Annotated in this window: 14 protein-coding genes; 12 read left to right on the forward strand and 2 right to left on the reverse strand. The window is 61.3% G+C overall.

The genetic code is table 11. The features are described from left to right. The first annotated feature begins 1 nt into the window (after position 1). The 12 genes from EP379_RS11015 to yacG all read left to right on the forward strand — a co-directional run bounded on the left by EP379_RS11015 (position 2) and on the right by yacG (position 10,684). Positions 2-1,624, forward strand: a complete 1,623-nt coding sequence (locus EP379_RS11015; protein WP_127477856.1) for a sensor histidine kinase — start codon at positions 2-4, stop codon at positions 1,622-1,624. Then, positions 1,621-2,976 carry a sigma-54-dependent transcriptional regulator gene (locus EP379_RS11020; protein WP_127477857.1) on the forward strand — a complete coding sequence of 452 codons (1,356 nt, stop codon included), beginning with the start codon at positions 1,621-1,623 and terminating at the stop codon, positions 2,974-2,976. Before EP379_RS11015 ends, EP379_RS11020 begins: the two co-directional genes overlap by 4 nt. A 79-nt stretch (positions 2,977-3,055) precedes the next feature. Further along, complete coding sequence (locus tag EP379_RS11025) at positions 3,056-3,283, forward strand: type II toxin-antitoxin system Phd/YefM family antitoxin (RefSeq protein ID WP_127477858.1); 228 nt, start codon at positions 3,056-3,058, stop codon at positions 3,281-3,283. Continuing rightward, positions 3,273-3,713, forward strand: a complete 441-nt coding sequence (locus tag EP379_RS11030) for a type II toxin-antitoxin system VapC family toxin (RefSeq protein ID WP_127477859.1) — start codon at positions 3,273-3,275, stop codon at positions 3,711-3,713. Before EP379_RS11025 ends, EP379_RS11030 begins: the two co-directional genes overlap by 11 nt. A 381-nt stretch (positions 3,714-4,094) precedes the next feature. Further along, the gene (locus EP379_RS11035) at positions 4,095-4,523 is read left to right on the forward strand and encodes a pilin (protein ID WP_127477860.1); all 429 of its coding nucleotides are present in this window, start codon (positions 4,095-4,097) and stop codon (positions 4,521-4,523) included. Between the two features lie 129 nt (positions 4,524-4,652). Beyond that, a complete protein-coding gene (locus tag EP379_RS11040; protein ID WP_127477861.1) occupies positions 4,653-5,084 on the forward strand; it encodes a pilin in 432 nt (143 codons plus the stop codon). Between the two features lie 177 nt (positions 5,085-5,261). Then, complete coding sequence (pilB, locus tag EP379_RS11045; RefSeq protein ID WP_172600452.1) at positions 5,262-6,977, forward strand: type IV-A pilus assembly ATPase PilB; 1,716 nt, start codon at positions 5,262-5,264, stop codon at positions 6,975-6,977. Positions 6,978-6,979: 2 nt separating this feature from the next. Further along, positions 6,980-8,200, forward strand: a complete 1,221-nt coding sequence (locus tag EP379_RS11050; protein ID WP_127477862.1) for a type II secretion system F family protein — start codon at positions 6,980-6,982, stop codon at positions 8,198-8,200. A gap of 13 nt (positions 8,201-8,213) precedes the next feature. Continuing rightward, positions 8,214-9,086, forward strand: coding sequence for a prepilin peptidase (locus EP379_RS11055; RefSeq protein ID WP_197722776.1), 873 nt, complete (start codon positions 8,214-8,216; stop codon positions 9,084-9,086). Between the two features lie 3 nt (positions 9,087-9,089). Then, positions 9,090-9,689: a dephospho-CoA kinase gene (gene coaE / locus EP379_RS11060; RefSeq protein ID WP_127477863.1), complete on the forward strand. Its 600-nt coding sequence runs from the start codon at positions 9,090-9,092 to the stop codon at positions 9,687-9,689. Between the two features lie 30 nt (positions 9,690-9,719). Continuing rightward, positions 9,720-10,487: a cell division protein ZapD gene (gene zapD, locus EP379_RS11065; RefSeq protein WP_127477864.1), complete on the forward strand. Its 768-nt coding sequence runs from the start codon at positions 9,720-9,722 to the stop codon at positions 10,485-10,487. Then, entirely contained in the window at positions 10,484-10,684 is a 201-nt protein-coding gene (gene yacG, locus EP379_RS11070; protein WP_127477865.1) for a DNA gyrase inhibitor YacG, read from the forward strand. The genes zapD and yacG overlap by 4 nt, the downstream gene beginning before the upstream one ends. Positions 10,685-10,695: 11 nt before the next feature. On the opposite strand, the gene EP379_RS11075 is transcribed toward yacG, so the two are convergent. Next, positions 10,696-11,643, reverse strand: coding sequence for a Nudix family hydrolase (locus tag EP379_RS11075; protein WP_127477866.1), 948 nt, complete (start codon positions 11,641-11,643; stop codon positions 10,696-10,698). After that, on the reverse strand, positions 11,640-12,854 hold the full coding sequence (gene argJ / locus EP379_RS11080) for a bifunctional glutamate N-acetyltransferase/amino-acid acetyltransferase ArgJ (RefSeq protein WP_127477867.1): 1,215 nt from the start codon (positions 12,852-12,854) through the stop codon (positions 11,640-11,642). The genes EP379_RS11075 and argJ overlap by 4 nt, the downstream gene beginning before the upstream one ends. Positions 12,855-12,868 lie beyond the last annotated feature (14 nt).

Raw genomic sequence — 12,868 nt, forward strand, 5'->3', positions numbered from 1 at the left:
GATGGCGCAGTCACCCATCACCCCGCCAGCCAGCGGCGACCACGAACCGCCGCGGCTGCACGACAGCGAACACTGGACGCCGCTGGGCTACTTCGCCATCTACCGCCTGCTGCTGACCGGACTCCTGCTGGTCCTGCACCTGTTGGGCCAGACCCCGCCCCCCTTCGGCAGTCTGGCCCCCTCCTTATACGTTGGCGTCATCTACATCTATCTCGCCGCCGCCTTCCTGGCCGGTGTGGCGGTACGCACCCGCATGCTGCCGTTCAACCACCTGGTCGACCTGCACACCTTTACCGACATCGTCTGCATCACCCTGCTGATGCACGCCAGCGGCGGTCTCAGCAGCGGCCTGGGCATGCTGCTGGTGGTGAGCGTCGCCGCCGCGGGCATGCTCAGCGTGGGGCGCACCGCCATCCTGTTCGCCGCCCTCGCCTCCCTCGCCATCCTGGTGGAACAGAGCTTTCTACTGCTCAATGCGCCGGCCCACATCGCACGCGAGGCCATCAACTATCCCCAGGCCGGCATGCTGGGCGCCACCCTGTTCGCCACCGCCGCCCTGGCCCACACCCTGGCACGACGCATCCGCGCCAGCGAGAAACTGGCGCGCCAGCGCGGCGTGGATCTGGCCAACATGGCCCAGCTCACCGACTACGTCATCCAGCACATGCAGACCGGCGTGCTGGTCACCGACGCCGCCGATCAGATCCGCCTCATCAACACCACCGCCCGCCAGTTGCTGGGACTCGGCTCCCAGCCCGTGGTCGGCGAATCGCTGGAACGGGTCGTGCCGGCGCTGCACAAGCAACTGCAATCCTGGCGCCGGGGCGAGCGGCAGAAGGCGGACCTGCTGGAAATCCCGCCCGGCGGCCAGAAAGTGCTACCCCATTTCATGCCCATCGGCAGCGGTGCGGACAGCCTGGTTTTCCTGGAGGACGCCAGCGACGCCAGCCAGCAGGTCCAGCAGCTCAAGCTGGCCGCCCTGGGCCGGCTCACCGCCAGCATCGCCCATGAGATCCGCAATCCGCTGGGGGCCATCAGCCACGCCGGCGAACTGCTGGAGGAGTCGCCGGCACTGGAACCCGCCGACAAGCGCCTGCTGCGCATCATCCTGGAGCAGTCCAAGCGCATCAACGCCATCATCGAAAGCGTGCTGCACCTGGGCCGGCGCGCGCGCGCCCGTCCGGAGCGGATCGAACTGGTGCCGTGGCTGCAACGCTTCGTGGAGGAGTTCCAGCGCCACGCCACCTGCCAGCCGGGGGACATTAGCCTCACCGTCGCGGATGAGAACCTCGCCGTGCAGTTCGACCCCGTGCAACTGCATCAGGTGGTATGGAACCTGTGCCTCAACGGCCTGCGCCACGCCGCCGCCGCCCCGGCGCCGAAGGTGGAACTGCACGCCGGCCGCAGCGGCGGCGACGCCTGGCTCGATGTGCGCGACCACGGCCCCGGCATCCCGCCGGAGGTGGCCGAACACCTGTTCGAACCCTTCTTCACCACCGAGGGCAAGGGTACCGGCCTCGGCCTGTATCTGGCGCGGGAACTGGCCGAGAGCAACCGCGCCCGCCTGCTCTGCCTGCCGCCCCCTGACGGCGGCGCCCGCTTCCGGCTAGTATTTGCCCGATGACCGCCGACACCAAACCCAGCGCCCTCGTCGTCGACGACGAACCGGACATCCGTGAGCTGCTCGACCTGACCCTCGCCCGCATGGGCGTGGAGGCCTGCACCGCCGCCACCCTGGCGGAGGCGAAACGCCTGCTCGGCCAGCGCCCGTTCCAGTTCTGCCTCACCGACATGCGCCTGCCCGACGGCGACGGCATCGACCTGGTACGCCACATCCAGCGCCACCATCCCGCCCTGCCGGTGGCCGTGATCACCGCCCACGGCAGCATGCCCACGGCCATCGAGGCGCTCAAGGCCGGCGCCTTCGACTTCGTCACCAAGCCGGTGGAGCTGCAGGTGCTGCGCGAACTGGTGCACACCGCCCTGCGCGTCTCCGCCCAGGCCACCCCGCAGGACAACGGCTCGGCCCGACTGGAGTTGCTGGGCGACTCACCGCCGATGCAGGCGGTACGCGCCACCATCGCCAAGCTGGCGCGCAGCCAGGCCCCGGTCTATATCAGCGGCGAGTCGGGCACCGGCAAGGAACTCGCGGCACGCCTGATCCACGCCCAGGGACCGCGCGCCGAGGCCCCCTTCGTCCCGGTCAACTGCGGCGCCATCCCCACCGAGCTGATGGAAAGCGAGCTGTTCGGCCACAAAAAGGGCAGCTTCACCGGCGCCGTCAGCGACAAGGAAGGCCTGTTCCAGGCCGCCCATGGCGGCACCCTGTTCCTCGACGAGGTCGCCGACCTGCCACTGCACATGCAGGTCAAGCTGCTGCGCGCCATCCAGGAAAAGTCCGTGCGCCCGGTGGGTGCCCAGCAGGAAACCCACATCGACGTGCGCATCCTCTCGGCCACCCACAAGGACCTCGGCGCCCTGGTGCGCGAAGGACGTTTCCGCGAAGACCTCTACTACCGCATCAATGTCATCGAGCTGCGCCTGCCGGCCCTGCGCGAACGGCCCGAGGACATCCCCCAACTGGTGGAACGCATGCTGCAGCGCCTCGCCGCCACCTGGAACTGCCCCCTGCCCAGCCTGGAGCCGGACGCCCTGCAAGCCCTCCAGCGCTACCCCTTCCCCGGCAACGTGCGCGAGCTGGAAAACATCCTGGAACGGGCCATGACCCTCTGCGAAGGCGACACCATCCGCATCCCGGATCTGCGCCTGCCTGACGCCCGTCCCCCGGGGGCAGTGCCTGGCACCCCCCCCGGCATCTCGCCCCAACCCCTCGACCCGCTGCTGGATGCCATTGAAAAAGAGGCCATCCTCAAGGCCTTGGAACAAACCCGCTACAACAAGACCGCCGCCGCCAAACTGCTCGGCATCTCCTTCCGTGTCCTGCGCTACCGCCTGCAGAAGCTGGGGCTGGATTGACTCCGTTCCTCCACGTGATAACTATCCCTCCTCACTTGTGCTATAAATATAAAAACCGTAGCACATAGAGGAAAATACCATGCATGAACTGAGCATAAGGGAAATGCGTGCCGCGTTAGGGAATCTGGATCGGTTGGCCGATGAGTCCGGCGAACTAATAGTGACACGCCACGGCCAGGCCATCGCCCGTATTCTGCCCATCAAGTCACGCAAACTCCGCCCGAGCCACGCCGACCTGCGCAACCGCACCCCGCGTCTTGCCGCCTCCTCCGCAGACTTGATACGCAGCGAACGCGATGAACGCTGACGGGGTCGTCTACATCGATACCAGTGCGCTGGCAAAGTGGTACCTGAACGAGGAGGGTTCGGATACGTTCAGTGCCTACATCCAGACACTGGACAGCGCCATCATCAGCACGCTGACCCGTACCGAGATACGCTCCCTGCTCGCACGTCGCAGGCGCATGGGTGATTTGGATGTCGGCCTGGAACCCGTTCTCTATGCCGCCTTTCAGGATGACATTTCCTCCGGCCACCTCCAGCTCTACACCGTGGCAAACGAACGTTTCGACGAAGCGGCCAATTTGCTCGCACTCTATCCGGAGCAACCACTACGCACCCTGGATGCCCTGCACCTCGCCGTGGCAAAACACTACGGCATCGGCGCCATCGCCACTGCCGATACCGTGATGGCCAATGCGGCGGCAGCAATGGGATTCGCCGTGCGGACCTTCTAACCCTACCCGCCGGGGCTCCAAACGCCCCACAGCGGCCACGTGCTACCATGCGAGCCCCCACTTACACGCGTCCTGAGCTACCGCCTGCAGAAGCTGGGGCGGGATTGACGGTGCCGAATGCCGCCAAAGCCGGCGGCAGAGACGCTTGTTGAGTGCCCCCCCTCTTATCCCCGGCCGCAATGTGACAATTTTTGTCACATTCTGACAAATAGTGACCGCCAGACACCGGGGCGGTGACGCCAAACAAGGAAAAACCCCGGCCAACTTGCGCATCCGGTCACACTTTCCCGGCTTGTGACCCTGGCACGCCGAATGCTTAAATAACAGCGGAGTTATTCACCCCATCCCATCCGGGACGTTGTTCCACAAAAGGAGAGCATCATGAAGAAGCAAGCCGGCTTTACCCTTATCGAACTGATGATCGTGGTTGCCATCATCGGCATCCTGGCCGCCATCGCCATTCCGCAGTACCAGGACTACATTGCCCGTACCCAGGTCAACCGCGCCTACGGTGAGGTTTCTGCCCTGCGCACTGCGGTGGAAGAGAACCTGATGCGCGGCAACGCCGGCTTCGCTGCCGCTGACCTTGGCTATGTCGCCTCCAACATCACTACCGGTGCACTGACCATCAACTTCGCGGCCACCGGCGCGGGCTCCCTGGCCGTCACGCTGGGCGGCAATGCCGCCGCGGCCGTCGCCGGTACGACCATCACCCTGAACCGCGCCGTTGATGGCACCTGGACCTGTGATGTGGACGAGAGCGGCGCCGGTAGCTGGAAGGCCAGCTACATGCCCGCCGGTTGTTCCTGATCTTAAGGAGCAATGCCGCCTGACGGCGGCACGGCTGCCAGGAGAAAAGGCGCGGATTTCGCGCCTTTTCTTTTTGTGGCGCGGTAAATGCATCGGCTACGCAAGCCGAATGGAAGGGAGAGGGGTTTCATGACGCGCAACCGCGGTTTTACCCTGATCGAGTTGATGATCGTGGTGGCCATCATCGGCATCCTGGCGGCCATCGCCATTCCCCAATATCAGGACTATACCGCCCGCAGTCAGGTCAATCGGGTATATCATGAGCTGTCCCAGCTACGCACCCCGGCGGAAGAAAGCCTGTCGCGCGGCGACATCGCTTTTACCGCCGCCGACATCGGCTATGTCGCCTCCAATCTCAGTACCGGCCCCTTGGCCATCGACTTCATGGCGGGTGATGGCGCCGGCTCCCTCTCGCTCACCCTGGGCGGTAACGCCACCACCGCCGTGGCCGGTGCGGTGATTACCCTGAACCGCGACAGCCTGGGCAACTGGGTCTGTACTATTGATGCCTCCGCCGCCACTGGCTGGAAACCCGGTTATATGCCAGCCGGTTGCAGCTAACCCGTCATATCTGATAAGCCGTTGTTTTCTCATGCACATCGCAATTCCAGCCTACCGCTGGCATAGCGCCGGCATCTGGTAAATAATGTCCCTTGCCTTCCGGTTTCTGCGGTGATTCCGTTTTTCTGCCCGGGCGGCCTGTTATAGTTTGCAAAATCCAAAGGATTCGAACGACCTATGGCGACATCAGGATTGCGTGTACAACTGAGCGGACTGGCTCGCCGCTTAATTCGGGACGGACTCCTGAGCGAGGCCGATGCGGAGAAGGCCACCGAACAGGCCAACAAAAAGCGCACTCCGTTGGTCAGCTATCTGGTGGAGCAAAAGCTGGTCGAAGCCCGTGCCATCGCCATGGCGACGGCCCATGAATTCGGCGTCCCCCTGCTCGACATCACCGTATTCGACCTCGATCCGGAACTCATCAAGCAGGTCGATGAAAAGCTGATTCGCAATCACCACGCCCTGCCCATCTTCAAGCGCGGCAGCCGCCTGTTCGTTGCCCTGTCCGATCCGACCAACATCGCTGCACTCGACGAATTCAAATTTCACGTCGGCGCCAATACCGAAGCCATCCTCGTCGAGGAGGACAAGCTCACCAAGGTCATCGAGAAAGCGCTGGAAAGCAAGGAAAGCGCACTGTCGGATATTGCCGACACCGACCTCGATGACCTGGAGATCAGCGCTGAGGACGAGGAGGGCGGCGGCCCCGAGGTTACCGCCTCCGATGCCGATGACACGCCGGTGGTACGCTTCATCAACAAGGTATTGCTCGATGCCGTCAACAAGGGCGCCTCGGATATCCACTTCGAGCCATACGAAAAGATGTACCGTGTCCGCTTCCGCCAGGATGGCATCCTGCGCGAGGTGGCCAACCCGCCGACCGCGTTGAGCGCCAAGATAGCCGCCCGTATCAAGGTCATGTCGCGCCTGGACATCTCCGAGCGCCGCGTGCCCCAGGACGGCCGTATCAAGATGACACTGTCGAAGAACCGCGCCATCGACTTCCGTGTCAGCACCTGTCCCACCCTGTGGGGCGAAAAGATCGTGTTGCGTATCCTCGATCCCTCCAGCGCCAAGCTGGGCATCGACGTGCTGGGTTACGAGCCGGAACAGAAAGAGCTCTATTTGAGCGCCCTGGCCAAGCCCTACGGCATGATCCTGGTTACCGGCCCGACCGGTTCCGGTAAAACCGTATCGCTGTATACCGGCCTCAACATCCTCAATACACCGGATCGCAATATCTCCACCGCGGAAGACCCGGCGGAAATCAATCTACCCGGCATCAATCAGGTCAATGTCAATCCCAAGGTCGGACTCACCTTCGCCGCCGCCCTGAAGGCCTTCCTGCGTCAGGATCCCGACGTCATCATGGTGGGTGAAATTCGTGACCTGGAAACGGCGGAAATCGCCATCAAGGCCGCCCAGACCGGTCACCTGGTACTGTCCACCCTGCACACCAATGACGCCCCGCAGACGCTGGCGCGACTGATGAACATCGGTGTGGCTCCCTACAACATTGCTGCCGCGGTCAACCTCATCATCGCGCAGCGCCTGGCTCGACGTCTGTGCAACCACTGCAAGAAACCGGAGGATGTACCCAAGGAAGCGCTGATTGCCGAGGGCTTCACCGAGGCGCAGCTCGCCGGCCTCACCATCTACAAACCGGTCGGCTGTGATCAGTGCAATGGCGGCTACAAGGGACGCGTCGGTATCTATCAGGTCATGCCAGTATCGGAAGAAATGGGCCGCATCATCATGAAAGGCGGCACGGCGATGGACCTTGCCGACCAGGCCAAGCGCGAGGGCATCGCCGATCTGCGTGAATCGGCCATCAAGAAACTGCGCGCCGGCGTCATCGGACTGGAAGAACTCAACCGTGTAACCAAGGACTAATCATGGCGGAAAAAGCTCCAGCACAAGCCACATTCCTGTGGGAAGGGACGGACAAGCGCGGCGCCCGCGCCAAGGGCGAGATCCAGTCCAGCAACGCTGCCCAGGCCAAGGCCGAGCTGCGGCGGCAAGGCATCAATCCCCTCAAGGTGAAGGCCAAGCCAAAACCCCTGTTCGGCGGCCGCGGCAAGGCGATCACCCCGAAGGACATCGCCATCTTCACCCGCCAGCTGGCCACCATGCTGTCCTCCGGTGTACCTCTGGTACAGGCCTTCGATATTATCGGCCGCGGCCATGAAAAGGCATCCATGCGCGACCTTGTCCTGGCCATCAAGGCAGATGTCGAAGGCGGTATCGCCCTGGCCGAAGCATTGCGCAAACACCCAGCTTACTTCGATTCCCTCACCTGCAACCTGGTTCATGCCGGTGAACAGGCCGGTATCCTCGACTCGCTGCTGGACAAAATCGCTACGTACAAGGAAAAGACCGAGGCCATCAAAGGCAAGATCAAGAAGGCGATGTTTTATCCCACCGCGGTCATCATCGCGGCGTTTATCATTACCGCCATCCTGCTGATTTTCGTCATCCCGCAGTTCAAGGAAATGTTTACCAGTTTTGGCGCGGAACTCCCCGCCCTGACCCTGATGGTCATGGCGATGTCTGATTATTTCGTGTCGTATTGGTGGGCTATCTTCGGCGGATTGGGCGCCTTCATTTACGGCTTCAGCCAGTTGAAAAAACGTTCCAAGGTATTTTCTGAAGCACTACAGCGGCTGTCACTCACGTTTCCCGTCATTGGCGCCATCCTGACCAAGGCCTCCATTGCCCGTTTCGCGCGCACCCTGTCTACGATGTTTGCGGCCGGTGTGCCGCTCGTCGAGGCCATGGACTCTGTCGCTGGTGCCGTAGGCAATGTGGTGTACAGTACCGCCGTCACCAAAATGCGTGATGAGGTTTCCACTGGCCAATCCCTGCAGGCCGCCATGACCCAGTCCGGCGTGTTTCCCAATATGGTGTGCCAGATGGTGGCGATCGGTGAGGAGGCTGGTTCCATCGACACCATGCTGGCCAAGGTGGCCGACTTTTATGAGGAGGAGGTCGACAATGCCGTGGATGGCCTGAGCAGCCTGCTGGAACCGCTGATCATGGCCTTCCTGGGCGCGGTCATTGGCGGCCTGGTAATTGCGATGTATCTGCCCATCTTCAAGATGGGTCAGGTCGTCTAAACGGCCCAACAACATGAGCGATCCGACGGCACTCATGCTGGCCGATCCGCTGTTCATCACCCTGGTCGCCGCAATATTCGGCCTGGTAATGGGCAGCTTTCTGAATGTGGTCATCTACCGGCTACCCATCATCATGGAGCGGAACTGGCGGCGTGACTGCGCCGAGCTGGCCGGCGAGGCGCCTGCGCCTCAGGAGCGTTTCGATCTGGTGATGCCCCGCTCACGTTGTCCGCATTGCGGGCAGATGGTCACGGCACGCGACAACATTCCTGTGCTCAGTTATCTGTTGCTGCGGGGCCGCTGCCGGGCCTGTGGGGCACGCCTCTCTCTCCGTTATCCGCTGGTCGAGCTGCTGACCGCTGCGCTGACGGTGGTAACGGCCCTGCATTTTGGCCTGAACATGCAGGGGCTATTCGCCGTCCTGCTGACCTGGTCGCTCATCGCCCTCGGCTTCATCGATTTCGACAAGCAGCTGTTGCCCGACAGCATCACCCTGCCCATGCTCTGGCTGGGTTTGCTGCTCAGCCTGTTTGGCATCTATACCGACAGTCAGGCCAGTATCATTGGTGCCGCCGCCGGTTATCTGTCGCTCTGGTCCATCTACCATCTGTTCCGTCTGCTCACCGGCAAGGAGGGCATGGGTTATGGCGACTTCAAGCTGTTCGCCTTGTTCGGTGCCTGGCTCGGCTGGCAAAGCCTGCCACTGATCATCCTGCTATCCTCCGCCGTCGGCGCCGTACTCGGTCTCACCCTGATCGTCTTCCGCGGCCGCAACCGCCACATCCCCCTTCCCTTCGGTCCCTTTCTGGCCATCGCCGGCTGGATTGCCCTGCTCTGGGGTGAACAGTTGAACGCTTGGTACCTGAAAACCGCCCTTCCGGCCTAAGGCATGTTGCGCATCGGCCTCACCGGCGGAATCGGCAGCGGCAAAAGCACGGTAAGTGAATTGTTTGCCGGACTCGGTGTACCAATCATCGATACGGATCGTATTGCCCATGAACTGACCGCCCCCGGCACGACAGTGGTCGAGCGCATAGCTGAATTGTTCGGCACTGAGGTGCTGGCAAGTGATAACTCCCTGGACCGTCCCCGCTTGCGCCAGCTCATCTTTGCAGATGCCTCTAGGCGCGAACAGTTGGAAGGCTTGCTTCATCCCCTCATCCAAGAGCGGGTGTTACAGCAGATGACGCAGCTAACCGGACCATACTGCATCCTTGTGGTACCCCTGCTGCTCGAAAAAGGCTGGCAGTCCCTGGTGGACCGTATCCTGGTGGTGGATGCACCGCCTGAACTCCAGTTCGCCCGGACCCTGCAGCGCGATGACCGTCCCGCCGCGGAGGTCCATGCTATAATTGCAGCGCAGATTTCCCGGGAGCAACGCTTGGCAGCCGCCGATGATGTGGTGATCAATGATGCGGATCGGCTGGAGTTGGCTGCCCAAGTGGAGGCGCTGCACAAAAAATATCTCCAGCTCGCCACGCTGTCGTAAGCGGATACGACGCCAAGCTGACAAACCACCGTGCAGAAATACATCATATACGAACATCCTCTCAACGAGCGAGTACGCACCCTGTTGCGCCTGGAGTTTCTGTTTCGCCAGATAAAACATTTCATGTCCGGCAACACGGTATGGGACTCACGTGCGGTCCTCAGCAATGTAATGGACATTCTGACGGTGTTTAGCCGCGGCGATCTCAAAACTGAACTCATCAAGGAACTGGAACGCAATGCCGTCAATCTTGGACGCCTGACCGAGAAAAGCGGCGTCGATCACACCCAGCTGAAAAATATCCTGCACTGGCTCAACAAACTACGTGGGGTGTTGCACGGCATGGAGGGACAGCTCGGCCAGGAACTGCGCGACAACGAGTTTCTCAATGCCATCCGTCAGCGCAGCAGTATTCCTGGTGGCACCTGTGATTTTGACCTGCCGCTCTACCATCAATGGCTACATTTACCACACGAGCAACGCCAAGCAGATATGGAACGCTGGCTCGCAACGCTGGACACTGTGCGGCAATCGGTCGAGTTGATTCTGAAGCTGATTCGTAACAGTGCCGAGCCCACTACGGCGGTAGCCGAATCCGGTGTCTATCAACATGCTCTCGACCCGGCGATCCCATTTCAACTGGTACGTATCGGCATCGCCGCGGAGCTGCCGTACTACGCGGAGGTCAGCGGCGGTAAACACCGTTTCGCCGTGCGCTTCCTGCGGCCGGTGGCCAATGCCCGTCCCCAGCAGGCTACCGAAGACATCGCCTTTCGCCTCACCTGCTGTGCACTATGAGTCAGGTCACAGTCAAATGCCCAACCTGCGGCAAGCCGGTGCGCTGGTCGGCGACGGAACGCTGGCGGCCATTCTGCAGCGAACGCTGCCGTTTGATCGATCTGGGAGCCTGGGCCGACGGCAGTCATGCCATACCGGGTGAACCCGCCGGGCTGCCTCCGGGCCGCACCGAACAAGATAGTGACATCACGCACTGAACCGCCGCTACTCACCAGAGTCCGTTGATCGCCGCGATCCCCTGCCCCCCATGCTGCCAGGCCGTTGGGATATCCACCACACGCATCCCCCCCAGGGCATAGACCGGAATAGTAGTTGCTGCGACCAGGCGCGCAAAGACATCCCATCCAAGAGCAGGAACACCGGGATGGCTGGCGGTAGGTTGCACGGGCGATAACAGCGCAAAATCCGCGTCCATCTTGCAGGCATGGGCCAGTTCTTCTGCCGTGTGACACGATACGCCCACCAGCCATCTCTTCCCGGCAACGGGCCGCTGCACACAATCCTTGGCACACTCACTGTTGAGATGCACACCGTCCATATCCAACTCTGCAGCCAGACTGGGAGCCGCGTTAAGCAACAGGCGCGCGCGATATCTTCGACACAGAGCCAACACCTGTGGCGCCAGGAGCTGTAGTCCTGCCTGATCAAGCTGCCTGGCGCGCAACTGCACCAGCGAAGTACCCCGCTGTAACGCCTGTTCCAGGTGCGCGAGAAAGATGGGCCAGTCCTTTATCTGTCCGGGCTCCGGGGTGATCAGATAGCGATCCGGCAATTGCAGCGCAGTAATAATCGGCCGGTTCGGTGGCGGGAAACTGAATTCGGCAAGTTGGTCGAGGCCAACCCAACGGATATCCTGCCCCGCTTGTCCGCGGGCATCGCCTGCAAAGGCATCCACGCGCCAGACATCAAGCAATATTCGACGATCGGGATAGCTGTAGGGAATACTGATCAGCGGCCGTGCCCGCAGCACATCGATACCGAGTTCCTCATGCAATTCCCGAGCAAGCGCCGTCAACACATCCTCGCCGTGTTCGAGTTTTCCTCCTGGAAATTCCCACAGCCCCCCTTGATGCGTGTGCAGCGGACGACGGGCTATGAGGACACGGCCGGCCGCGTCAATGATGGCTGCAGCAGCGACATGGATAACGGGAGTCAGGAGCGGTACTCGGCGTTGATGCGGATGTAATCATAGGAAAAATCGCAGGTCCACACCCGCGCTTGCGCGCTGCCGCGCACAAGATCGACACGAATATTGATCTCGGCCTGCGCCATGACAGCAGCACCACGCTCTTCCGTATAGTCTGCCGCGCGCCCACCATCACGGACAATGCACACATCCCCCAGATGAATGGTAATGGCATCCAAATCCAATTGTGGCACTCCGGCGCGACCAACCGCGGCCAGAATACGTCCCCAGTTGGGATCCGAGGCGAAAAATGCTGTTTTTACCAGGGGAGAATGAGCAATGGTAAATGCAACCTGTTCACACTCCCGCTCATCACGCCCATTGATTACATCAATGGTAATCAGCTTGGTAGCACCTTCACCATCGCGCACGATGGCCTGAGCCAGGAATTCACATACCTCAGTCACTGCCGCACTAAAGCGCACAAAGTCCGTTGAATCGGCTGCCACAGAGACGCCCGAATAACCGGTTGCTACCAGCATGCAGGCATCATTGGTCGAGGTGTCACCATCTACAGTGATGCGGTTGAAGGAACGACCTACAGCACCATCCAGCGCCTGCTGCAATAACGCCTGCTCAACCTTGGCATCGGTTGCAATATAGGCAAGCATCGTCGCCATATCGGGACGAATCATACCTGCCCCCTTGGCAATACCTGTGATGATGACTTCACCGCCGGATAGGACTACCCGACGGGAACAGCCCTTAGGCACCGTATCCGTCGTCATGATGCCATACGCAGCATCAGCCCAGTTATCTTCCCCCAGCCCAGTCAGGGCCTGGGGCAATACAGCCGTGATCTTGGCCAAGGGTAACGGCTCACCAATCACACCTGTGGAAAACGGCAACACCTCGTGCTCCTTGCATCCAGCCAACTGTCCCAGCGATATACAGCTTTGACGGGCATCTGCCAGCCCCTGCTTGCCAGTACCGGCATTGGCGTTGCCGGTATTGATCAGAAAATAGCGTGGGGCAGTAACGGACAAATGTTCCTTCGCAACGATCACAGGTGCGGCACAAAATGCGTTGCGGGTGAACATGCCGGCACAGGTCGCCCCAGCAGCAAGCTCCATCACCACCACATCACGCCGCCCCGGCTTCTTGATGCCAGCCGAGGCTATGCCGATACGAAATCCAGGTACAGGTAACAGCTGAGCCAACCCTGCGAAACCTACTGCCATGATTGCGTTTCCTG

The organism is Sulfurivermis fontis, assembly GCF_004001245.1.
Classification (GTDB): Bacteria; Pseudomonadota; Gammaproteobacteria; order Thiohalomonadales; family Thiohalomonadaceae; genus Sulfurivermis; species Sulfurivermis fontis.

What these genes read in the sequence shown, in the direction of transcription:
- EP379_RS11015 (WP_127477856.1), top strand. Translation starts at nt 2, where the DNA reads ATGGCGCAGTCACCCATCACCCCGCCAGCCAGCGGCGACCACGAACCG.
- EP379_RS11020 (WP_127477857.1), top strand. Translation starts at nt 1,621, where the DNA reads ATGACCGCCGACACCAAACCCAGCGCCCTCGTCGTCGACGACGAACCG.
- EP379_RS11025 (WP_127477858.1), top strand. Translation starts at nt 3,056, where the DNA reads ATGCATGAACTGAGCATAAGGGAAATGCGTGCCGCGTTAGGGAATCTG.
- EP379_RS11030 (WP_127477859.1), top strand. Translation starts at nt 3,273, where the DNA reads ATGAACGCTGACGGGGTCGTCTACATCGATACCAGTGCGCTGGCAAAG.
- EP379_RS11035 (WP_127477860.1), top strand. Translation starts at nt 4,095, where the DNA reads ATGAAGAAGCAAGCCGGCTTTACCCTTATCGAACTGATGATCGTGGTT.
- EP379_RS11040 (WP_127477861.1), top strand. Translation starts at nt 4,653, where the DNA reads ATGACGCGCAACCGCGGTTTTACCCTGATCGAGTTGATGATCGTGGTG.
- pilB (WP_172600452.1), top strand. Translation starts at nt 5,262, where the DNA reads ATGGCGACATCAGGATTGCGTGTACAACTGAGCGGACTGGCTCGCCGC.
- EP379_RS11050 (WP_127477862.1), top strand. Translation starts at nt 6,980, where the DNA reads ATGGCGGAAAAAGCTCCAGCACAAGCCACATTCCTGTGGGAAGGGACG.
- EP379_RS11055 (WP_197722776.1), top strand. Translation starts at nt 8,214, where the DNA reads ATGAGCGATCCGACGGCACTCATGCTGGCCGATCCGCTGTTCATCACC.
- coaE (WP_127477863.1), top strand. Translation starts at nt 9,090, where the DNA reads ATGTTGCGCATCGGCCTCACCGGCGGAATCGGCAGCGGCAAAAGCACG.
- yacG (WP_127477865.1), top strand. Translation starts at nt 10,484, where the DNA reads ATGAGTCAGGTCACAGTCAAATGCCCAACCTGCGGCAAGCCGGTGCGC.
- argJ (WP_127477867.1), bottom strand. Translation starts at nt 12,854, where the DNA reads ATGGCAGTAGGTTTCGCAGGGTTGGCTCAGCTGTTACCTGTACCTGGA.